Source organism: Shewanella sp. GD04112, assembly GCF_029835735.1.
In the GTDB taxonomy this organism is placed as follows: Bacteria; Pseudomonadota; Gammaproteobacteria; order Enterobacterales; family Shewanellaceae; genus Shewanella.
Window position 1 is genome coordinate 4465491 of record NZ_JAOEAL010000001.1, and the last position, 22703, is coordinate 4488193.

Consider the following 22703-nt stretch of genomic DNA (forward strand, 5'->3'; position numbering starts at 1 on the left):
GCACTTACCCCATCCTCACAAGCCGGTGCCACGATATCACGGCATCGGCCCAAGTTTTTGTAAAGGGAATACACAGTCACCATGGCAATCAAAAAAACCGAACTCTATTCATCCCTGTGGGCGAGCTGCGACGAACTGCGTGGCGGTATGGATGCGTCCCAATACAAAGACTATGTACTGACCATGCTGTTTATGAAGTATGTGTCCGACAAAGCCAAAAATGACCCCAGTGCCATGATTGATGTGCCCCTTGGCGCCGATTTCAAAGACATGGTCGCCCTCAAGGGTAAGCCCAATATCGGCGAAGGCATTAACAAAATCATCGCCAAACTGGCTGAAGAAAACGATTTAAAAAGCGTTATCGACATTGCCGACTTTAACGACGAAGACAAGCTTGGCAAAGGCAAGGAAATGGTCGACCGCTTAACCAAGTTGGTGGGCATCTTTGAAGGACTGGATTTATCCGGCAACCGCGCCGATGGCGACGACCTGCTCGGCGATGCCTACGAATACCTGATGCGCCATTTCGCCACCGAATCAGGCAAATCCAAGGGCCAGTTTTATACCCCGTCGGAAGTCTCCAAAATCCTCGCCAAGGTAATAGGCATTAATGCCGGCACCTCCCAGGACAGCACAGTTTACGACCCCACCTGCGGCTCTGGCTCATTGCTGTTAAAAGCCAGCAACGAAGCGCCGCGCGGTTTGTCTATTTTCGGTCAGGAAATGGATAACGCCACCAGCGCTTTGGCGCGCATGAACATGATTTTGCACGACAACGTCACCGCAAAAATAGCAAAAGGCAATACGCTGGCTGCACCTGAATGGAAAGAGACCAACGGCGAGCTAAAAACCTTTGATTTTGCTGTCGCCAACCCGCCGTTTTCCAACAAAAACTGGACCAGCGGCATTAACGCCGAACAGGACGAATTCAAACGCTTTAGCTGGGGTGTACCACCTGAGAAAAACGGCGATTACGCCTTTTTACTGCATATCATCAAAAGCTTAAAAAGCACTGGCAAAGGCGCGGTCATTCTGCCACATGGCGTGTTATTTCGCGGCAATGCCGAAGCCCGCATCCGTGAAAACCTGCTCAAGCAAGGGTATATCAAAGGCATTATTGGTTTACCGGCCAACCTGTTTTACGGCACCGGCATTCCGGCCTGTATTATTGTTATCGACAAAGAAACCGCCGCAAGCCGCATGCTGAAAGACCCGCTCGATTTAAGCAAAACTGAGGGCGGCATTTTTATGGTCGATGCCAGCAAAGGCTTTGCCAAAGACGGCAATAAAAACCGCCTGCGCGCGCAAGACATCCACAAAATTGTTGATGTGTTTACCAAGCAGTTGGAGCTCAAAGGCTATAGCCGCTTAGTCAGCTTGCGTGAAATCGCCGGCAACGACTACAACCTCAACATCCCGCGTTATATCGACAGCAGCGACGGCGAAGACTTGCACGACTTATCCGCCCATTTAGCCGGCGGTATTCCAGAGCGTGACGTCGCTGTCCTCGACAACTACTGGCAAGTGTTACCCAGTCTGCGCGACAGCTTATTTGCACCGCTGCGCCCAGGCTATCTCAAAGCCAAAGTCGTGGCGCGTGATGTAAAAAGTACCATTTTAAACCACAGCGAATTTACCGCCTTTGCCACAATGGCCACAGCACCTTTTGCCAATTGGTTTGCAGAAGCCAAGCTCGATAGCATCGATGGCAGCGAGCTGCCCAAGGCACTGATTGAGCGCATCAGTGAAGCGTTACTCAGTCGCTATGACAATATCCCGCTCATCAGCAAATACGACGTCTACCAGCTGCTGATGGATTATTGGGCCGAGGTGATGCAAGACGACGTGTATGTACTGGTGCAAGACGGCTGGGACGCCGGCAAAAAACTACGGGAATTAATTAGCGCCAAAGGCGATGCAAAAGCGAGTAAAGAAGTCCCTGATTTAGTCATCGGCAAAGCCAAATACAAGGCCGAATTGCTACCGCCAAGCCTCTTGGTTAAGCGCTTTTTTGCCAGTGAACAAACTAAGCTGGAGCAGCTGCAAGCCGAGCTCGATAGCCTAAGCCAGGAGCTGGAAAGTTATATCGAAGAGCACAGTACAGAAGACGGCTTACTCGCTGAAGCACTGAACGACAAAGACAAAGTCACCGCAGCTTCGGTGAAAGCCCGCCTGAAACTGGCGCAAGATGCCGACGAGCGCAAAGCCTTAAAGCATGTGCAGCAACTTTTTGACAGCGAAACCAGCGCCAAAAAAGCCGTCAAAGAGCAACAAGACCAGCTCGACTTATTGGTATTTAAACGCTATGCCACGCTGACCATTGACGAAGTAAAAACCTTATTGGTGCAAGACAAATGGCAAGCCACACTGCAAGGCAGCATTCAAGCCGAAATTGAACGTATGGGGCAGCAACTTGCCAGTCGCGTGAAAGATTTGGAAGAGCGTTATGCCGAACCATTGCCGCAGATTACCCAGTCGGTGGATATATTGAGTGCCAAAGTCGTTGAGCATTTGAAATCGATGGGTTTGGAGTGGGCGGTATGACTGTAAATCGGATTTCAGAAGCTAGTGCAAAATATCTAGTCGATTCATCCACAAGTAATGTGCCGGCTGGATACAAAAAAACAGAAGTTGGGATCATTCCGGAAGATTGGGGTTTTAAGCAAGTTCAAGAGATATGCGATTTTATTGTCCCAGGTAGAAATAAACCCAGATCATTTGATGGGCATATTCCTTGGATAACAACCCCTGACCTCCAGGGGCGTATTCTTGTTAACTCCTCAAAAATGGGGTTAAAAATTTCCCAAGCCGAAGCAAAGTTTATTGGTTCAAAAATTGTTCCAGCAGGGTCAGTAATAATGTCTTGTGTTGGTGAACTTGGCATAGTAGCAATTGCTGAAACTGAGATAGTAATCAATCAACAGCTCCATGCTTTCTTACCTTCGAAAGACATAAATAACTACTTTCTTGCATGCTTACTTCTATCGTTAGAAAAGTATTTTTATAGCGTGGCAACAAAAACAACGCTTCCATATTTAAATAAGGACCGGTGTAACAGTACTCCTATTTTTATCCCCTCAATGGAAGAACAAGCCGCCATAGCCAATGCCTTATCGGATGTGGATGCGTTGATTCAGGAATTGGAAAAGCTGATTGCGAAAAAGCAGGCGATTAAAACCGCGACCATGCAACAACTGCTCACCGGCCGCACCCGCCTACCACCCTTTGGTTTTGAAAAGAGTGCCCACCACCCCAACGGCCGCAAAAAAGGCTACAAACCTAGCGAACTCGGCGAAATCCCAGAGGATTGGGAGATTTATCCTCTTTCGTCGATTTGTGATGTTCGAGACGGTACTCATGACTCGCCGAAATATAAAGGCAATGGCATCCCTTTAGTAACGTCAAAAAATATTGTTAACGATGTTTTGGATATGACAGATGTTTCTCTGATTTCATTCGAAGATGCGTTTGAGATAAACAAACGATCCAAAGTTGACAAGGGAGACGTCATTATGTCGATGATCGGAAGCGTTGGCAGTGCAGTGCTCTTGCGACAAGCACCTGAATTTTGCATCAAAAACGTTGCTCTCTTTAAACCAAGAAACGTGCTGGGCGAGTTTTTAGTACAATTAATACGGTCCAAGGTATTTCAAGATTATCTTGCAAATAGTATGGATGGTGGAATACAAAAATTTGTGTCGCTAGGAACGCTTAGGAGTATGGAGATTGCTTTGCCTACAAAAGAGGAACAATCGACTCTTGCCACAATTTTGTGTGATATGGATGAGGAAATTCAAACCTTAGACCAACGCCTAAACAAAACCCGTCAAATAAAACAAGGCATGATGCAAGAGCTGCTGACTGGCAAAACCCGTTTAGTTAAACCCGCTGAGCCAGCCTGATGAGTGTGGGAGCCGCTTGGTTTATTGGCTGGGATGTTGGCGCCTGGCACTGCGACAAAGGCGATAGCCGCGATGCCTTGGTAATACTCAATCACCAAGGCAAGCTGCTCTGTAAGCCATGGCGTGGCAATTTACGCAGCTGCATTGCGCAAAGTGAAAGTTTTAGCCAGTGGCTGCATGTAGTTGCAGGCTTGTGCGGGCTGGAAATGCCTAGCCAAGTGGCGCATGAGCCACATACGGTAACCCTCGCCATTGATACACCGCTTGGGTTTTCCAACGATTTTGTCGCGCTGCTCTCGGGTGCAGCCACCACCAAGCCATTTAGCAAATTCAGCGAAAACCCATACCTATACCGCGAAACGGAGCTGCTGTTATTTCAGCACGGCTATAGCCCGCTATCGGCAGTGAAAGACATGATCGGCAGCCAAGCCACCAAAGGCCTGCATTTCCTGCGCAAATTCGGCTTTACGCCAACCCCAAGCGGCATCTGGCAGCTTAACCAAAGTAGCCAAAGCCACCAAAACCCTTGCCAACACCGCGCATTTGAAAGTTACCCGACAGTGCTAAAAACCTCAGCCATGGTGGCCCAATACATCGAACAACTGCGCACTCAAACCCACTTCGACAGCTGGAACCAAGACAGCCAAGACGCCACCTACTGCGCCATCGCCGCACTGTTACAAACCCAACATCCAGAGTTAATGGCAGCACCAAATTCTGATGTCACTGCCGAGAGTTGGATCTATGTCCCGAAGGAATGTTTAAGCGATGTTCGCAAAGGCTAAGTGTTGGTGTAATATGAGTTTTTCATGCCGATGTAGGGACAAATTAACACTTGGTGAGTAGTACAGAGTTTACTAAAGCTAAAGGGAATAGCGTGCATAACCTAGACAAAGCAATTATCTCAGTCAGCAAGTTGTTACAGCAGCCCGCGTTGAATATCCCAGCGTATCAGCGGCCGTATAAATGGACACAACAGCACCTTAATGCACTGCTCGATGATATTAAGCTGCATAGTGACAAATCAGCCTATCGCTTGGGCTCCGTGGTATTTCATTGCCACAGTGAAAATAGCAATGAACGGTTGGATATTGTCGACGGCCAACAGCGCACCTTGACATTGGTATTGCTGGTGCAAGCTTTACTTGTTGTCCGTTTTGACAGTCTAGTGCGCCAGGATGTGAAAGAGGTGCTTGAGCGTTTACGGCAGCCTTTAACTGCTTTTTTAAAACGTCAGCACTTTGGTAGTGATATCAGTGCAGATAATTTGCACCAAAACTTTATGGCAGCCAAACGGGCGGTTGCAAGGCCAGACTTTACTGAGGCGATCATTGATTTTTTGCTGAAGCGCTGTCAAGTCGTTACCTTTGTATTGCAGGACGTTTCGGAAGCATTTCAGTTTTTTGACTCGCAAAACGCCCGTGGTCGTGACTTAGAGCCACATGATTTGCTAAAAGCCTTCCATTTACGAGAGTTTTCTCAAGCTGAGAATCATTTAAAAGCACAGTCAGTTAGCCACTGGGAAAGTTTAGCCAGCGCCGATTTAGCGCAACTATTTGCCACCTATTTGTTTCGGATCCGGCGCTGGGCGCACGGTCAACACGCGCAGTATTTTAGTAAGACGCAAGTGGATGTGTTCAAAGGTGTCAATCTTGAGCAAACCGGGCTTTACCCATACGTGGAGCCGTTACGCATTGCTCACCATTTTGTCGACCATTACAACCAAGAATATCAGCGCAAAATCGATCATCAGATCATGACGTTTCCATTTCATCTAGATCAGATGATTATCAATGGGCGGCGTTTTTTTGAGATGACCAGTCATTATCAGCAAAAAATTGCGAGCATTGTGAATGACGAGCACGCCAATCAACAGCAATCAGCGACCCACTTATTTGGCATGGTCCTGGATGAAAGGGCTCGTGAAATCCTGCATACCTTGAATACGTATTCCGCCAGAACCCGAACCGGTGATCAGTACATCAGAACGTTGTTCGATTGTGGACTGATTTTTTATCTGGATAAATTCGGCACTCATCAAGTATCCCAAGCAATTGAAAAGTTGTTTATTTGGGCGTACCGCTGCCGATTGCACATGCAAGTGGTGCAACTTGCAACCATGGACAACTATGCACTGGACAACAATGTGTTTGAACGCATTAAACAGGCTGTTAAACCCAGTGATGTGCTGAGTTGGTCATTAAGCACGGTAAAAAATGCTGATGTCAAAGGCACTAAGGTCGAAGCGATTAAAGCTCTGTTTTTAAGGCTTGGTTATTATGAATAATGCAGTACAGAGTTTTACGGTAAGGGAATTGCTGGTCGATAATTGTCGGTATGTAGTACCTATGTATCAACGCAATTACGCTTGGGGCGAAGCTGAAATCAATCAACTGATCCAGGACGTACTGGATTACCAGGAAAAAAGTCAGCGGGAGCGTGCAACACAACCATATTACATTGGTACTTTGGTGGTGTATGAACGCGCGGATGGCAGCCTTGAAGTTATTGATGGCCAGCAGCGTTTTACAACATTAACACTACTGGCCATTTGTTTGAAAAGGCTGGCAAAGTTGCCAAGTGCTTTGGTAAAGATGGACTGGTATCACAAACCTAACCTGGATTTTGAAAGCAGACCAAAATCATCCCAGACTCTTGCCAGCCTTAGTCAGGGCGTAGACAAACACCACTTGGCAGATACCGAGCACAATGAAGACGTGCTAAAAGGTTTTGACCTTTTGGAGAAGGGATTGCAGGCACTGGGTGAGCGGTTAACTGCGTTTTGTGATTACCTGTTCACTCAGGTGCGAATCGCTAGAGTGCCAGTGCCCAAAGACACTGACCTCAATCATTATTTTGAGGTAATGAATAGCCGGGGCGAGCAACTGGAAAAGCATGAAGTAGTAAAAGCACGCCTCATGTCCCTTCTGAATAATATCCCCGATAAAAATATCAAAGATGCAAACATGACGTTGCTATCCAAGGTATGGGATGCCACGTCGAATATGGAACGTTATGTTCAGTATGGTTTTACACCGGCAGAGCGCCATCTGATATTTGGTCAGAATGATTGGGGCCAGTTTACACCGAGTGATTTTAACGAGTTGTTGGCTACTGCGACAAAACCTACAAGTAATGATGAGTCCAAACAGCAAGAAACAATTGAACGCTCATTAGAGAACATTCTTACGGTGCCGCCAGTTTCTGCAACACAAGCCGACGACAAAACACCAGTGCCTGAGCGGTTTAACAGTGTGATCAATTTTTCCAACTTTTTACTGCAGGTGTTAAGAGTTTGGACGGGTAAAGACGTTGCACTGGATGATAAACAACTGCTTGATCAGTTTGATAAGCATATTCTGCGATTGCCAGATGCTAGTCGTATTCAGGCCGTACAAGACTTTATCTTTGCGCTTTTAAAGTGCAAATACCTGTTTGACCAATTCATCATTAAACGCGAGTTTGCTCAAGGTGAGGATAAATGGAGTTTAAAGCGGCTGCATTTCTACAATGAGAAGAGCCAAAGTTACATCAATACCTTTGACAGCAGTGCTCAAGACAACAGCGAAGATGGGTATGATGGGGATAATCGCCGAGTTTTGATGCTGTTGAGCGCTTTGCATGTTTCGACGCCGACTCAGGTGTACAAACATTGGTTAAATGGCGCTTTATTTGCTCTGTATTCAATGCAAAAAGTTACTGCCCAAGGATACCTGCAGCGGCTTGAGGGCATGGCACGTCAGTTTGTGTATGGCAGATTTTTAAGTGTTGAAGAGCCCGCCGATTACTTCGCAATGATTTACCAGCGACAACCTTATAAAGCATTGCAGATCAACCAGCCAGAACTGGCGCAGCGTATGCAGTATGGCGGCATTGAAAACAACTTGGTTTTTAATTATCTGGACTATCTGTTGTGGTGCGATGCCTTAGCGAAATGCACAGCAGACACAGTGATCAAACAATTTGAGTTTACCTTTAGAAGCTCAGTTGAACACTTTTACCCGCAGCACCCGATAGATGGTCATGCAAAACTTGATGAAAAATCTCTGCATCGTTTTGGTAATTTATGCTTGATAAGCCATAGCAAAAACTCCCGGTTAAGTAATTTCCAGCCAAAAGCTAAACGAGACCATTTCAGAGCTGCCATCAGTAAAAAGCAAATCGATAGCCTGAAGATATACGAGATGTTTAAGGTGATGGATGGGGCTGATGATTGGGGGGCATTGCAAATTGAAAAGCACGAACAACAGGTGCTTAACTTGTTCGAGAATGATTCGAAAATTGGAGTTCAAGGATGACTGACGTTGGCCAAAAAGAAAAAGCCACCCAACAACGTATAATCAAGCTGTTCACTCAAGAGCTTGGCTATCGCTATTTAGGCGATTGGAAAGACCGCGCCAATAACCGCAACGTTGAGGAAGCCATACTCAGCGAGTGGCTGAGTCGCCGTGGTGTGTCGGAAGCCTTAATCACCCGGACACTGCGTCAGCTGGACAAAGCGGCGAGCCTGGGTGAAGGCAAGCATTTGTATTACGCCAATAAAGACGTATATCAGCTGCTGCGCTATGGCGTAAAAGACAAAGAAAGCGCCGGCGAGCAAAACCAGACTGTATGGCTGATTGATTGGCTACACCCTGAGGCGAACGATTTTGCGATTGCCGAAGAAGTCTCGGTTAAGGGTGAAAACAAGAAGCGCCCGGATCTGGTGTTGTATGTCAACGGAATCGCGCTTGCCGTGATAGAGCTTAAGCGTTCCAGCGTGTCGGTGTTTGAGGGCATAGCACAAAACCTCGATAACCAGAAAAAAGACTTTATCCGTAACTTCTTTACCACCATGCAGCTGGTGATGGCCGGCAATGACACCCAAGGGTTGCGCTACGGCACCATAGAAACCTCCGCCAAGCATTATCTGGAGTGGAAGGAAGACTGCCCCAATCCTTATGAGTACATTCTCGACTTCCATCTAAGCCGGATTTGCAACAAGACTAGGTTGCTTGAGCTTATCCACGACTTTATCGTGTTTGATGCGGGGCGTAAAAAGACCTGCCGCCATAATCAGTATTTTGGCATCAACGCCGCCAAGCCATATATTGCCCGCCGTGAAGGCGGCATTATTTGGCATACCCAAGGATCGGGTAAGAGCCTGACCATGGTGTGGCTGGCTAAGTGGATACGGGAAAATGTGGAGGATGCGCGGGTGCTGGTGGTCACAGACCGGACCGAGCTTGATGAACAGATAGAAAAGGTGTTCATGGGTGTGGATGAGCAAATCTACCGCACCAAAAGCGGTGCCGACTTGGTGGAAAAACTCAACCACACCAATCCCTGGCTGCTGTGCTCTTTAGTGCACAAGTTTGGTCGCCATGGAGAAGAAGATGATGAGTCCACCAGCAACGCTGACGACTTTATCCGCGAGATGAAACAAGCCCTGTCAGCGAATTTTACCCCCAAAGGCAATGTGTTTGTGTTTGTGGACGAATGCCATCGCACCCAGTCGGGTCTATTGCACGATGCCATGAAGGCAATCTTGCCTGAAGCGCAGTTTATCGGTTTTACCGGTACGCCGCTGATGAAAAAGGATAAGAAGAAGTCAGTAGAGGTGTTTGGTCGCTATATTCACACCTACAAATTTGATGAGGCTGTGACCGATGGCGTGGTGCTGGACCTTCGCTATGAGGCCAGGGACATTGACCAGCGGGTGAAGTCGCAGAAAAAGGTAGATGACTGGTTTGAGACCAAAACCAAGGACCTGTCACGGCTCGGTAAGCTGCAAATCAAGCAAAAATGGGGCTCGATGCAAAAGCTGCTCTCAAGCCGCGCCCGGCTGGAGCAGATTGTTGGCGATATTCTGATGGACTTTGATACCAAGCCACGCTTAAAAGAAGGCGCCGGTAACGCCATGCTGGTGTGTGCCAGCGTTTATCAGGCGTGCAAAGTGTATGAAATGTTCGCCAATGCCGGATTTGAGGGACGCTGCGCTATCGTCACAAGCTATCAACCCAATGCCGCTGAAATCAAAGGGGAAGAAACCGGGGCCGGCGCAACTGAAAAACTTCAAAAGTACAAAATCTACCGCAAGATGCTGGCCGAGTTCTTCGAGCAGCCTGAAGACAAGGCAGCCAAGCGGGTGGAAGAGTTTGAAAAAATCGTCAAACAACGCTTTATCGACGAACCGGGACAGATGCGCCTACTCATCGTGGTCGATAAGCTGCTGACCGGTTTTGATGCGCCATCGGCAACCTACTTGTATATAGACAAAAAGATGGCTGACCATAACCTCTTTCAGGCCATTTGCCGGGTGAACAGGTTGGATGGCGAGTCTAAGGATTACGGTTATATCATCGATTACAAAGACTTGTTTAAATGCCTTGAAAAGACCGTTAACGATTACACCAGTGAAGCCTTCGAAGGCTATGACCAGGAGGACGTGGCTGGTCTGTTGAAAGACCGCTTGAGCATGGCCAAAAGCGACTTGGATAATGCGCTGGAGGCGGTAAAAACCCTGTGTGAGCCCGTGCAGGCACCTAAGCATCAAATAGATTACCAGCACTATTTTTGCTGTAAGCCCGGAGCCCAGGAAGAAGAGCTCAGTGAAAAAGAAGCGCTGCGACTCACGCTGTACCAGAGCGTATCCAAACTCATCCGCTGCTTTACCAATATCGGCAGTGAAATGCAGCAAGCCGGCTACACCAAGGCCGAAGCGGATGCCATTCGCCAAGAGGTTGAGCACTACAGCAAGGTGCGTGATGAAATCAAAATCGCTAGTGGTGATGTGGTTGATATGAAGCAATTTGAGCCGGCTATGCGGCAAATGCTTGACTTGTATATTGATGCTGATCCCAGTGAGACCTTGATGGATTTTGAAGAGTTGGGACTGATTGAGCTGATTGTGCAAAAAGGCACAGAAGCCCTGGATGGCTTACCCAAAGACATGAAGAACAATAAAGAGGCAATGGCCGAAGCTATCGAGAACAACGTGCGCAAGACCATCGTGGACGAGAACCCGGTTAACCCCAAGTACTATGAGCAGATGTCAGTACTGCTGGATGAACTGATTGAACAGCGTCGCCAGCAAGCCATCTCGTACCAGGAGTATCTGGAAAAGGTACGTGAACTGGCAAAGAAAGTGAAATATCCCGCCAGCACGGGGGCCATTAGCTATCCTAGCAACATGGATACCATGGCAAAGCGGGCCTTGTACGATAACTTTGGTAAAGATGAAGTGCTGGTTACCAAAATAGATACCGCCGTCAGATATACAAAAAAGGCGGAGTGGCTTGGCGACAAATTCAAAGAAAAGGAAATCGCCCGAGCAATCCAACAGGAAACGGCCGAGTACGAAGTGAACGTCAAGGCGGTGATGGATTTGGTCAAAGCACAAAAAGAGTACCATTAATGGCTGAAGTGACCATAGGTTCAATTACCATTGACTTGCAGCGTAAGCCAATTAAAAACTTGCATATTTCAGTACTGCCGCCAGAGGGCAAGGTGCGGGTTTCTGCGCCTATGCAACTCAGTGACACAGCGATAAGGATGGCTGTGGTAAAGCGTCTTGCCTGGATCCGGGAGCAGCAGGCTGATTTTGCCGCCCAGCCACGTCAGTCAGAGCGGGAAATGTGCAGCGGCGAAACCCATTACCTGTGGGGCCGAGGTTACCGGCTTGATGTGTGTGTGTCATCGAGTGCTAGCGTCAAACTCAAGGGCGGCCGCATTGCTATTACCAGCAAAGCTGAGCTCTCGGCCGAAAAGCGACAGCTCATTTTGCAGGATTGGTATCGGCAAGTATTACGCAAACGACTCGCGCCATTGATGCAGCAATGGCAAGAACGAATAGGCGTTACACCTTCATTTGTCGGCATTAAGCGAATGAAAACCAAGTGGGGCAGCTGCAATCCGAATACCGGCAGGATTTGGTTAAATCTCGAGCTGGTAAAAAAGCCGCCAGAGTGCCTGGAGTTCATCATAGTGCATGAGCTTATTCACTTGCTTGAGCGCCACCACAACGAACGCTTCAAAGCCCTGATGCAGCAATACTTGCCCAAATGGCCTGAGTATCGCCGAACGCTTAACCGCTCTCCCTTAGCATTTGATAGGTGGGGATATTAGCTAAGTAATGTTGCACTCTACTTATGTGATGAATTGCCGGGAATGACAGCGTGCTTTCGAGATAAAATTTCTGGCTGGATCGATTTTAACCCAAAATGCAGATATCCATAACCAGAACACTGATGCCGGATAATTTTTATCGTAATAATGAGATAGGATAAAAAATGTTGGATTTGATTACACATCTGTTGCCTGATTTTTCCCAACTGCTTATCGGCAGTCCTGCCAGTATCAGTGTATGGTTTTGGTTACTGACAGCATTGATTTTTTTGTCTTCGTTTATGCTTCTGGTGAAGCATTACTGGCACTTTAAGAAGCGTCGTCGAGCTTTGATCTCTTTGCTTAATAACCAAACTCGAGAAACGCTCGCAACGGATCGTCGTGAGACATTACAAAAAGCGAAACAACTGGATGCTGACAAGGTCGGTATGTTGTGGCAAGAGTTTGATGAAAGCCTTGTCATATCACCAGACAAGAAGCATCTTTTTAATACCTTGGATGCCGAACATTTTTTTAATGCCCGCACCTTGGCGACGGGACTGACTTCCAGTCGTTTACTTGCAGCAACCCCCAGCTTTCTAGTGGCTATAGGCGTGCTTGGCACCTTTGTAGGACTTACCATTGGATTGGGTGGTCTAGAGGGTAGCACCGGAGAAATTGAGACCTTGAAGAGTGGGATCGACAAACTTATTTCTGGCGCATCTGTTGCTTTTATGACTTCTGTCTGGGGGGTGTTTTTCAGCCTCCTGCTTAATTTTATTGAAAAGCTGTTTGAGCGAAATGCCTTAAAGCAAATACAGGAGTTACAAAACACGATTGACTTTCTTTATCCAAGGCTCCCCGCCGAGCAGTCACTGGTGCATATCGCCGAATACGGTAAAGAAAGCAAAGAAGCCCTTCAAGAACTGCACGAAAGGATAGGCGACCGACTGCAAGAAAGTATCACTGGCATGAGCGAAGCCATGCAAAATGCGCTTACGGATACCCTAAATAACATTATGGGACCGGCAATCCATACTTTGGTTAATTCTACCAGTCAGCAATCAAGCCAAGTGATGGAGAATCTGGTTGGTAGTTTTATGGAGGGTATGAGCTCAGCGGGCAAGGTACAGGGTGAACAACTGGAGAAGGTAGCTGCTGATGTAAATAGTGCCGTCAGCAATATGAGCGAACGCCTTGAGGAACTCTTCAACAAATTGAGCACTCAGCAAGTCACCAGCCTGACAGCCCAAGATGAGCAAGCATTGCGCTTCCAAGGGATGTTGCAACAACTGACCAATTCAGCTGATGAGAAGCAAAGTTTACTAGAGAAGCGTTTTGGCAAGATGATGGCGGACTTATCTTCGCAGCACGAGCAGCAGCAATCTGCACTCCTAGAGCACAAGCAGAAAATGCTGGGCGGCTTGGAAGCCGCCAGCCAACAGCAAATAGATGCAATGACGTCGGCCGTGAAACAGCAGCAAAGTTCCCTTCAAGATAAAGTTGGTCAAATACTTAGTAGCTTTAGCGAGCAGGGCGCCGCAGCGGAGGTAAGAGAACAGGCGCGGCAAGAGAAGTTCCAGCATCAACTTGAAGCTGTAACTCAGCAGCAACAGGATTTACTGACTTCGTTGGCGAATACAGTTCAAGCCAGCCAACAACAAAGTCAGATCATGGCAGAGCAGCACCAGCAATTACTGACTCGTTTGCAACAAGTAGCAGAAGCTACGACACAGAGCTGCAAGCATATGGATAGCAGTGCTAATCAGTTGGGTTTACTGTCAACCAATGTGCGTTCTGCCGCTGAGATACTGGGGCAACGACTTGCGCAAGTAACAGCGAGTATTGAACAAGCTGGAAGCCAAAACGCCGCGCTGACTAAACAGTTGACTCAACAAGCCTCAATGCTGGAAAAATTGCAGGGAACTTTGATTTTGAGTGCTGAGCGTTTCGAGCAGGCAGCCAGCGAGGCGCGTAATGGCTTTGGCGATATGAAGCAGACTCAGCAGCAATTTTTGGCCGGCGTGAAAGACGAATTTACTTCGTTAGGGGAGACATTGCGTTCTCAGGTTGAAGCCATAGAAAAGCAAGCTGAGCAGTGGCTGCAAAAGTACTCGAGTGAAGTGAGCTCACAGGTACATGAGCGTATGGATCAATGGAACAAGGTTTCTCTCGAGTACGCCACCAAGATGTACCACACCGCAGAGGCGATGAGCAGTGTTCTAGATGAATTGGAGCAACGCTGATGCAATTTCGTAAAACTTATAACGCCAATGTAGATGAAGAAAATCCGTATTGGATGTCCTTTTCTGACATCATGTCTGCACTGCTCGTTATCTTTATTTTGGCTTCGGTGATTTTGATACTGAGGTTGATGGAGATCCAAAAAGAGCTTGAGCAGAAGCAAATAATGTTTGAAGAAGAAATTGTCGCTCTGAAACAAGCAGAACAAATACGTCGAACCATTCTGGATGAGGCTGTGGAGACCTTGCGTAGCAGGGGCATTCAGGTCGAAGTAAGTCAGAATAACACCGTACTGAGTATACCGAATGAACTGCTTGGTTTTGACACAGGCGCTTTTGAGATAAGCCCAATGTATCAAGCTCAGGCCAAAGAAATCGGTGAGGTACTTAATATGGTTATCTCTCGAGATAACCGAGTAGAGTACCTTGATACCATCTTTATTGAAGGACATACAGACAACAGAACGATGCAAGGTTTTATGGGTAAAGGTAACTGGGGCCTGTCTACGTTCCGAGCAATTTCACTTTGGCAGTTTTGGGAAGCTTCATTATCAGGCAATGAGCGATTGTCCCGCCTGAAAAATCGAGATGAACGTCCACTTTTTTCTGTCAGTGGTTATGGAGAAACCCGGCCTGTAGTATTTAATCAATTAACCGAAGAAGATTTTAGGCGAAATCGCCGTATAGACATCCGTTTTACCATACGTAGGCCAGACAGTGCTCAGTATGAGCAAGTTAAGGAGCGGCTTAACGAGGAGCTGCAGCAATGAAGTTGCCAGAGACCAAGTCAGCATTGACCTTGTGGTCTTTTCCCTCTGCAAACGCGTGGGATGCATTGCTTACAAAAACTTCTAGGATGGAGGCGGCAGCAGGTCAAAACAGCGCATTTGCAGAGATGTTAGCCAAGCTTCGTAATATGGCGATGTCTGGCCGATTTGAAGAATTACCGGCGCTTTTAAAACGCAGGCTAACAGCAAGAGCTCTCAGTTGGTTTTGGTTAACCGATGACCGATTTGCTGAACGACTTCTTAGCCGGCAACTGCTCTCAACACTGCTCAATGCTCAGCAGCCGAGACTGACTCGCATTACGCTGCAACAATTGATGCAACTCTATTTTCGCCGTTTTGATTTGCTGGACCAACATGATGGGTTTCGTGAAGTGCTGGAGCAAGCATTACTATCACAGTTGGCAAAACTGCCTGAATCCCGTATTGCATCTTTGCGACCCAATCCTCTTGTCATACTTAAACAGGAGGGAAAACGGTTACTTACTTTAGATGGGCCTCGTCAGCTAGCAGAGGAAACACTGAAGGCAGGGCGAGAGCTCGGTGCAACATTCAATGACCTTGGCTTACAAGGTCTGGATGATGGTCGTTATGGCGATGTTTGCAGGGCTCATTTCTACTTGGAAACGTTACGCCATTTACCTTTGGATAACTGGTCATCGGTGATGGATGAGCTGCTAAAGCCATCAGTCAGTAAGGCGCCGTTTGAGGCTGGCCGATGTATAGGCCATGCCGCGCTGGAGATCCTGATTGACCGTTCAGGTCAAGAGGCGAGTGAACCTTGGCAGTCATTTATTCTAGACCTGGCTGGTGACCCTAGGATCGCCAGTTCAGCTTATAATTATCGGCAATGGTGGCAACCCCTTGGCGAAGTCCGTATTCAGAAAGTTAGAGGCTGGCTATCCAAAGAGGATCTGCGGCTTTTTCTGCAGGCAGTGGAACAATATGGGCTTGAGAGTAGAAACACTGAGTTACAGCGGATGTTCCCTGCAAGAAAGCTGTTTCTTGAGGGGTTGTTCAAACTCAAGCTTATTCGCAATACCCGTTTGCTACTAGGCAATAAAGCGCAACAAATCGTTAAGTCTATTCTTGGACAAGAGGTAAAGACCAGCTTCGCCACCATGGATGGCCCTATGAATGATAAAGCTGTCATCTATTTGGACTGTGGTGATTTTTGCTTGGTAGAAGGTTCACACAGCTTTAAAATATGGGTCTATTTAGCCCCGCCAAGTGACTTATTGACCAGTTATGAAAAGCCTGCATTCAGTCATTCGACCCTGACGTCTGCGATTCCTGCTCATTACAGAAAGCAATACGGGAACTTACCTCTCGAGAGCTTCGTACATACTCCTCATATTTGGCAACACAAGGTGTTTACCTTCCTGGCTAAAAATGGAATTGGCCTAGATATCGAGCAACTGCTAAGCAACCAAGACTATCAAAACCAGTTGCGGCGATTTGGGATCCCGGTTGTTAGTGCCAATAGGACCGTGGTGCCAATACCACAAGCTCCTAACGTCAACTCAGCCCAAGGTGTTGAATTCAATCCGTCAAAAAAGACCATTAATCGCTCATTGCAGGCAGACCAGTTAACCGCGTTAAGCCCGAACGATAGTAAAGAAACAACTATTGGAACTCCAATAGCTAATGCTGGTAGTTCTCAGTATTCCCCTCACAAGACTGAAGAAGTTAAGAAGCTGTCTGAAAAAATGCTTTCATCGTTAAAGAAAAGCCTTAAGTCCAGTGACAATATGACTGATCCAGTGAAGCGTTCCACGTTGGAAACACTCAATACAATGGAGTTAAGAGTACTAAAATACTTTGCTGAAAATCCGGGCGACAAAGCTATGCACAAAGCGGCATTAGCCTTGGCTTTGGAAATTGTTGATATAAAAAAGCTCCTGGCGGGGACTCTTGCGGATCTTTGTTGGCAAGATACTCATAACGGCTGGCATCTTACATCGGCAGCAATAAAAGCAATGGCTGCACTTGAAGAGCAGAAAGCTAATGACACTAAAGCTTTCGATACCAAACTTTCAACCTCTCACGGTAGTGCCGATACAGATAGCGTGGTGGACAGAGAGGACGTCACTGTAGAAAAGACTTCTAGCAAAGTAGATTCAGATACTGGTGCTAAGATTGATTACCGTAATCCAAAGCCAATGACGATACCCAACCAATACCCTTTGGTTGGCCGACTTAAACCAAGAGAGCTTAAGTTACTTGAATACTTTGCTGCTAATTCTGGTGATAAAGCTCGGCATGCCGCGAATGTTCTAGGGATGTCAGTAAAAGAAGTTAACCAACTACTCTATGGTCCACTCGCAAAACTCTGTGGGCAAAATTCAGAATACGGATGGTACCTTAAATCTTCTGCTTCTGAAGAATTGGCAAATTATAAAGAACACCAACGAGGCCTCTAAATGCGATTAGGTGAATTTTTACGTTCCTTTATCGGTGAAGAGGATAATAAAATCGATGCCCTGCCTGGATTCCATTGCCAAGCTGATTCCAACGGGCTTAATTTCTACTTGCCAGCAGAGGAGTTTAAGTTACTTAAAGCAGGTAAGGGGAACACCCGTCGTAAGGTTCAACTTATCACCTTAAACATGCTTGCAGAGCAAGGTGCAGCTGAAACTACCGCAAATGGCTTTCATATCGAGGCAGAAGATGTTGCAGGAATGGACGCCGAACAGGCCGAGATTTTGCAACTTCCTTCCCGTTTCTCTGGACAATTTTTAACATCTATCCAAGGTCGAACCGGTAACAGCGGATTTCGGGTAACGATAACGGCCAAAATGCATGATGGCGAAGCCCCCTTTACGCGTAAAGGTCCATTTCTTTTTTTGGGCAGTCAGGAAAAATATTGGCTGACACCTGCCGAATTAATGGGGCTGATGGCCTGGGAACAGCATGAAACTCTGGCACCAGATCATCGAGGTGAAGGAGCAAACTTACGGCTGATGGCCGAGCTACAGACTGCTGCGCGAAGCGGGATGTCAATTGACCTCAGCCATTTTGAACGGCTAGAGGTGATAATACCTAACAATATAGGTGTCATTGCTACCCGTATGCCAGATGGTAGCCTTCAGCTTTGCCCAAGCTTGGGAGATGGCTCCACTCCGGATCAATTGCAGAAGCGTTGGGCACAAATCGATAAGAGCGCAAATGGTGGTGTTTTACGAATCGATAATCGCGTGGTTCTGCTGGACGAAACTAGGTTAGCAGCGATTAGTAATATATTGGCCAATACTCGCATTCCAGCTGACAAAGTCGCCGAGTTTGTCTCCACCCCTACAGCCTTTTTGGATGCTGCTCTAGTCAATCTAGAGGTCGGTTTTTCTATACGAGTCGCGGGTGTGGGTCGGCTACAGCACATGGATTTTGGCGGCCTAGACACTAAACAGAATGACTGGTTTGCCTTAGATGCTCGCCCCTCTCCTCCTCATGTGCTTACAAAACTCCTCCAGTCCCCTGAAGAATTACAACGCTTTGAGGAGCAGTTACAGTCAGCTAGAGCTCAAGGTGCTACTACAATGACTGTTGGCGAAGAAACCATCGATATCACAAATACTAAAGCCGTAGATGAACAAGTTGAGGCAATCAAACAGAGATTTGGAGCTATTTCAGACGTTGAATTGGTAACCGAGTTTGAAGAAACAGAGATAATCAATGAGGATACTAAGGAGCGGGTTGCAGTCATCCTCAAGGAAGCGGATGCTATTCACGCCACCTTACAAGACAAGGCCAGTCAGGCGATCTTGCATACCGCTCCTGATTGGTCTCAGTACGCACGCTCCCCTTTCCCTCACCAGCAAGAAGGCATCGAGTGGATGTTGAAGTTGTTGAATGTGGCTTTGAGCGAAGATCCGGAGGAACTTTACCGTCTCCAAGGTGCGCTGCTAGCCGATGACATGGGGTTGGGGAAAACCTATATGACCTTGGTTGCGGTTGGTGAATACCTACACCATCAGCGACGAAAGGGCAAAGCTGAAAAACCTATTTTAGTGGTGGCTCCCTTGAGTCTGCTTGAAAACTGGGAAGACGAGGTGACTAAAACCTTTAACAGCGATCCTTTCCGAGACATAGTGGTATTGCAAACTGGACGGGATCTTGCCCGCTTTCGGGTTCAAGGGGCAGAACGCGAATCTGCTCAATTGGCATCGCTAACAGATGAGAGCGGCATGCTGGATGAACAAAGCATCCGCTATGCCTTAGCAATAGGCCCGGAGGCTGGGGTCAAACGGCTCGATATGGATAAGCGCTTGGTACTGACAACCTATCAAACTTTACGTGACTACCAGCTTTCACTATGTCGCATCGACTGGGGTATGGTCATCTTCGATGAGGCTCAGAATATCAAAAACCCTAATACCCTGCAGACCCGTGCGGCAAAAGGCCTTAAAGCAGACTTCAAGCTGCTGGCAACCGGAACTCCAGTGGAAAACAGCCTTGGTGATTTCTGGTGTTTGCTAGACACGGCCCAGCCGGGGCTATTAGGCAGTTGGCAACACTATCGTGATAGCTGGATTAAACCGATCCTGAATGCTGATGAGTCTGAACGCGACCATATACGGGCCCAAGTAGGCGAGAAGCTACGCCACACAGTAGGTCACTTTATGTTGCGCCGGGTCAAAGAAGATCAGTTAAAAGGGCTACCTAGCAAGACCATCTGCGGAGGTGTACCACAAACAGATAATCTACAGCAGCAATATCACCCAGAATTAGGCCGCGTCATGAACGGCACACAGTTACGAGCTTATGATGCTGTTCTTGATGATTATCGTGTTCGCAAAGCTAGTGCTGACAACATGCAGGGGGCAGCCTTGGCAGCACTCTCCCAACTAAGAAGCATCTCCTTACATCCCAGATTAGATGAAGAAACTTCACTCTACAGCCAGAATGCCAAACAAGCTCGCATGTTGATGATGGAATCTGGCAAGCTTGCAATAGTCCTACAACTGTTGGAGCAAATCTGCAGTAAAAACGAGAAGGTCATTCTCTTTATGATGACCAAGCGACTGCAACGGGTACTTAAGTTATGGCTTGATCAGATATACAGCATGGACATTGCGGTTATCAACGGAGACACAAAAGCTGTTGCCAGCAAGCCAGAAGATCTTACTCGCAAGAAGCTAATCAGCCAATTTGAGGAGAAACCCGGGTTCAATATACTGATTATGTCCCCAGTGGCTGCTGGGGTGGGTCTGACCGTGGTAGGAGCCAATCATGTAATCCATCTTGAACGTCACTGGAACCCGGCAAAGGAAGCCCAAGCTTCAGACCGAGTCTACCGCATCGGACAGCAGAAACCAGTGTTTATACATTTACCTACACTTACCCACCCACAATATGATGCCTTCGATGTGCATTTAGATAGACTACTTCGAGGCAAGTTGATGTTAAAAGATGCCGTAGTTACCCCCGAAGTGGTGAGCGAGCGCGAGATGGCACAAGCGATGGGGCTATAAAGGAGCCTTTTTGGCTGATTTACAATCCCTCTGAGCGTTTAAATGTATCACCATGCTGCAGTTCAACTACAACGTAATACGGCATTAAGTGACAAAATTGCTGTATATAAGCTGTCTGGCGATATCCATTGAATTGATCATCAGGGCGACAAGACAAGCGCATCCCAGTAAAGGCGATGCGCTTGCCTATATGTCAAGTTATTGCCCTGCTTGAATAGTCTTTGCCATTCAAGTACTTAATACGGAAGTTTTGACTGTTGTCCAACCCTAGCTTTTTTCGGTCGTTCCCTTGGTTTAGTTAGGTTATTTTTAGTTATTGCTTATAGGCTTACTTATAGAGGGGGCAGCCAAGAAAAAGCATTTCAATCTAGCAATGGGGGACATTCTTAGCCTTTGAAGGCAGGAAGTTGTAAGGGATAGCCTGAACTTAATGAATGCGCAGTAAAACAAGTGCTGATTTGTATTAAACGGCGGTACGTTGAATATCACGCTCCTCTATCCTTTCTAAAATCCAGTCTTGAACCTCACTCTCAACCCAAGCGGCAGCTCGGCTACCGAGTGACACAGGTCTGGGGAATGTTCCTTCTGCGATGTACTTGTAGATAGTAGAACGTGCTAGACCAGTGTAATCCATAACTTTGGTAAGGCGAATTAGTTTCATGATGAGTTTCTCGGTTATTGTCTCATTACATATGTCCTTCCAGTAATTTTTAACTTTTCCCTTATTTCCAAATCTTTTCAGATATATATCACCTCTGTGCATATACCGATTTAGCAACCTTTGGAGGCGCTATGCACAAAGTGATCACCCTACCCAGCAACAGCTGGTCACAAACCTCATCGCAAATCTTAGAAACCGCAGCAGGTATCGTCGCCGAGCGCTTTGTCCGCGGTGATGCCTTTTGCAACCCGCAAGCAACTATGGATTTTCTGCGTTTTAAGCTCCACCAGCATCAACGTGAAGTGTTTGCGGTGATGATGCTCGACAGTCAGCACCGACTGATTGAATTTAACGAGATGTTCTTCGGCACAATTGACAGTGCAAGTGTTTATCCGCGAGAAGTGGTTAAAGCCGTTTTGCTATGTAATGCAGCAGCGGTGATCTTCGCCCACAACCATCCTTCCGGATGCGCCGAACCTTCAAGCGCAGATAGACGGATCACCGAGCGCCTTATTGCGGCGCTGGCCACCATCGATGTACCGGTCTTGGATCACATCGTTGTCGCCGATACCTGTGTGTCCTTCGCCGAGCGCGGCTGGCTTTCTAATTAACGGCTCTTATTAATAGCAGCATAAAGGGCTCCCACTCGGGGAGCCCTTTATGCGTGGGAGTTCATCATGATTGAATTTACCGATAGTTTTTCTCAGGCGGCGGTTGCGGAAGCCTGCTCAGCCAGCCCTGCCTTGCTTGAGCGTATCTGCTTGGAATTAACCATACCGATATTTGTCCGCCCAAGGAATGAAGATGGCGATATCTGTGGACCAGCACAAATCATTCCGCACGACCGATTACGTAAAACGCAACTGTTTGTCAGTCAACGCGACATGGTGAATAACCAGCCCAAAGAGATTGGCTTTTGTCATCTGGTCCAAGATTGCGATGAATACGGCGCGCCCTATGGCGAATGGCGTAAGCTCATCAACGGCTGCTACTACAACCACGGTGATAATGCCCATCCACAGTGGAGCAGTCACACCTAACGATTTCCCCTGTCGTTAACAACCTACCCTGCCCGCAACGCCTATCGTTCGCGGGCTTTTTGTTTTGGAGTCCACCATGAAAATACATCGCGAAACCATCCTGCCACTGCCAGAGCACTTTTATGAATTGTTGGAGCAGCAACTGGCAGCACTCAATAACCCGAGTCTCAACAGCGTCACTTTTAACTACCGCGATCCCGACTACAGCTATGAGAGCGGCGGTTATCACCCAGTGGAGATCAATCTCTACCGACAAGATGATTGCTGGTATCTCAATTACTTCACTGACTTTGCTTACTGTGGCGGCCCCTTCCCGGAGCTTGAGAAAGAAATGGAAGTGCTGTTTCAGGAGAAGCAGGTCTACAACAGCTTCTTTGGCCGTTGCTACCTCGAGCATGCCGACAGCTTGGTACGGGTGCTGCTGGAAAACTTCTGCAACTACGTGGAAATGGAGGTGTACCAGGTTCAGGTTAGCGCCGACTGAACTTGGTGCCCACAAAGGTATTTTGGGAACCA

At 47.3% G+C, this 22703-nt stretch carries 15 protein-coding genes; 14 read left to right on the forward strand and 1 reads right to left on the reverse strand.

Annotation, left to right across the window (positions count from 1 at the left end; genetic code table 11):
• Positions 1–81 precede the first annotated feature (81 nt).
• The 11 genes from N7386_RS19610 (at position 82) to N7386_RS19660 (ending at position 20486) form a co-directional block, all read left to right on the forward strand.
• Entirely contained in the window at positions 82–2544 is a 2463-nt protein-coding gene (locus N7386_RS19610; RefSeq protein ID WP_279770477.1) for a type I restriction-modification system subunit M, read from the forward strand.
• Positions 2541–3902: a restriction endonuclease subunit S gene (locus N7386_RS19615; RefSeq protein ID WP_279770478.1), complete on the forward strand. Its 1362-nt coding sequence runs from the start codon at positions 2541–2543 to the stop codon at positions 3900–3902. Before N7386_RS19610 ends, N7386_RS19615 begins: the two co-directional genes overlap by 4 nt.
• Positions 3902–4687: a hypothetical protein gene (locus tag N7386_RS19620; RefSeq protein WP_279770480.1), complete on the forward strand. Its 786-nt coding sequence runs from the start codon at positions 3902–3904 to the stop codon at positions 4685–4687. The genes N7386_RS19615 and N7386_RS19620 overlap by 1 nt, the downstream gene beginning before the upstream one ends.
• Positions 4688–4779: 92 nt before the next feature.
• Positions 4780–6189 carry a DUF262 domain-containing protein gene (locus N7386_RS19625; RefSeq protein WP_279770482.1) on the forward strand — a complete coding sequence of 470 codons (1410 nt, stop codon included), beginning with the start codon at positions 4780–4782 and terminating at the stop codon, positions 6187–6189.
• A complete protein-coding gene (locus tag N7386_RS19630; RefSeq protein WP_279770484.1) occupies positions 6182–8200 on the forward strand; it encodes a DUF262 domain-containing protein in 2019 nt (672 codons plus the stop codon). The genes N7386_RS19625 and N7386_RS19630 overlap by 8 nt, the downstream gene beginning before the upstream one ends.
• Positions 8197–11298, forward strand: coding sequence for an HsdR family type I site-specific deoxyribonuclease (locus N7386_RS19635; protein WP_279770486.1), 3102 nt, complete (start codon positions 8197–8199; stop codon positions 11296–11298). Before N7386_RS19630 ends, N7386_RS19635 begins: the two co-directional genes overlap by 4 nt.
• A complete protein-coding gene (locus tag N7386_RS19640; RefSeq protein WP_279770487.1) occupies positions 11298–12008 on the forward strand; it encodes a SprT family zinc-dependent metalloprotease in 711 nt (236 codons plus the stop codon). Before N7386_RS19635 ends, N7386_RS19640 begins: the two co-directional genes overlap by 1 nt.
• A gap of 164 nt (positions 12009–12172) precedes the next feature.
• Positions 12173–14233 carry an anti-phage ZorAB system protein ZorA gene (gene zorA / locus N7386_RS19645; protein ID WP_279770489.1) on the forward strand — a complete coding sequence of 687 codons (2061 nt, stop codon included), beginning with the start codon at positions 12173–12175 and terminating at the stop codon, positions 14231–14233.
• Positions 14233–15000 carry an OmpA family protein gene (locus N7386_RS19650; RefSeq protein ID WP_279770491.1) on the forward strand — a complete coding sequence of 256 codons (768 nt, stop codon included), beginning with the start codon at positions 14233–14235 and terminating at the stop codon, positions 14998–15000. The genes zorA and N7386_RS19650 overlap by 1 nt, the downstream gene beginning before the upstream one ends.
• Positions 14997–17438 (forward strand): EH signature domain-containing protein, encoded by a 2442-nt coding sequence (locus N7386_RS19655; protein ID WP_279770493.1) that lies wholly within the window; start codon positions 14997–14999, stop codon positions 17436–17438. The genes N7386_RS19650 and N7386_RS19655 overlap by 4 nt, the downstream gene beginning before the upstream one ends.
• Positions 17439–20486 carry a DEAD/DEAH box helicase gene (locus N7386_RS19660; protein ID WP_279770495.1) on the forward strand — a complete coding sequence of 1016 codons (3048 nt, stop codon included), beginning with the start codon at positions 17439–17441 and terminating at the stop codon, positions 20484–20486.
• 463 nt (positions 20487–20949) lie between these two features.
• Here N7386_RS19660 and N7386_RS19665 read toward each other — a convergent pair whose 3' ends face one another.
• Positions 20950–21147: an AlpA family transcriptional regulator gene (locus N7386_RS19665; protein WP_037430910.1), complete on the reverse strand. Its 198-nt coding sequence runs from the start codon at positions 21145–21147 to the stop codon at positions 20950–20952.
• A gap of 131 nt (positions 21148–21278) precedes the next feature.
• Between N7386_RS19665 and radC the strand changes: the two genes are divergently transcribed.
• The 3 genes from radC (at position 21279) to N7386_RS19680 (ending at position 22671) form a co-directional block, all read left to right on the forward strand.
• Entirely contained in the window at positions 21279–21758 is a 480-nt protein-coding gene (gene radC / locus N7386_RS19670; protein ID WP_249554932.1) for a DNA repair protein RadC, read from the forward strand.
• Positions 21759–21824: 66 nt separating this feature from the next.
• The gene (locus N7386_RS19675; protein WP_279770499.1) at positions 21825–22187 is read left to right on the forward strand and encodes a hypothetical protein; all 363 of its coding nucleotides are present in this window, start codon (positions 21825–21827) and stop codon (positions 22185–22187) included.
• Positions 22188–22263: 76 nt separating this feature from the next.
• Positions 22264–22671, forward strand: coding sequence for a DUF2787 domain-containing protein (locus tag N7386_RS19680; protein WP_080612347.1), 408 nt, complete (start codon positions 22264–22266; stop codon positions 22669–22671).
• The last annotated feature ends 32 nt before the right edge of the window (positions 22672–22703 follow it).

What these genes read in the sequence shown, in the direction of transcription:
- radC (WP_249554932.1), top strand. Translation starts at nt 21,279, where the DNA reads ATGCACAAAGTGATCACCCTACCCAGCAACAGCTGGTCACAAACCTCA.
- N7386_RS19675 (WP_279770499.1), top strand. Translation starts at nt 21,825, where the DNA reads ATGATTGAATTTACCGATAGTTTTTCTCAGGCGGCGGTTGCGGAAGCC.
- N7386_RS19650 (WP_279770491.1), top strand. Translation starts at nt 14,233, where the DNA reads ATGCAATTTCGTAAAACTTATAACGCCAATGTAGATGAAGAAAATCCG.
- zorA (WP_279770489.1), top strand. Translation starts at nt 12,173, where the DNA reads ATGTTGGATTTGATTACACATCTGTTGCCTGATTTTTCCCAACTGCTT.
- N7386_RS19630 (WP_279770484.1), top strand. Translation starts at nt 6,182, where the DNA reads ATGAATAATGCAGTACAGAGTTTTACGGTAAGGGAATTGCTGGTCGAT.
- N7386_RS19610 (WP_279770477.1), top strand. Translation starts at nt 82, where the DNA reads ATGGCAATCAAAAAAACCGAACTCTATTCATCCCTGTGGGCGAGCTGC.
- N7386_RS19620 (WP_279770480.1), top strand. Translation starts at nt 3,902, where the DNA reads ATGAGTGTGGGAGCCGCTTGGTTTATTGGCTGGGATGTTGGCGCCTGG.
- N7386_RS19665 (WP_037430910.1), bottom strand. Translation starts at nt 21,147, where the DNA reads ATGAAACTAATTCGCCTTACCAAAGTTATGGATTACACTGGTCTAGCA.
- N7386_RS19680 (WP_080612347.1), top strand. Translation starts at nt 22,264, where the DNA reads ATGAAAATACATCGCGAAACCATCCTGCCACTGCCAGAGCACTTTTAT.
- N7386_RS19655 (WP_279770493.1), top strand. Translation starts at nt 14,997, where the DNA reads ATGAAGTTGCCAGAGACCAAGTCAGCATTGACCTTGTGGTCTTTTCCC.
- N7386_RS19635 (WP_279770486.1), top strand. Translation starts at nt 8,197, where the DNA reads ATGACTGACGTTGGCCAAAAAGAAAAAGCCACCCAACAACGTATAATC.
- N7386_RS19660 (WP_279770495.1), top strand. Translation starts at nt 17,439, where the DNA reads ATGCGATTAGGTGAATTTTTACGTTCCTTTATCGGTGAAGAGGATAAT.
- N7386_RS19640 (WP_279770487.1), top strand. Translation starts at nt 11,298, where the DNA reads ATGGCTGAAGTGACCATAGGTTCAATTACCATTGACTTGCAGCGTAAG.
- N7386_RS19615 (WP_279770478.1), top strand. Translation starts at nt 2,541, where the DNA reads ATGACTGTAAATCGGATTTCAGAAGCTAGTGCAAAATATCTAGTCGAT.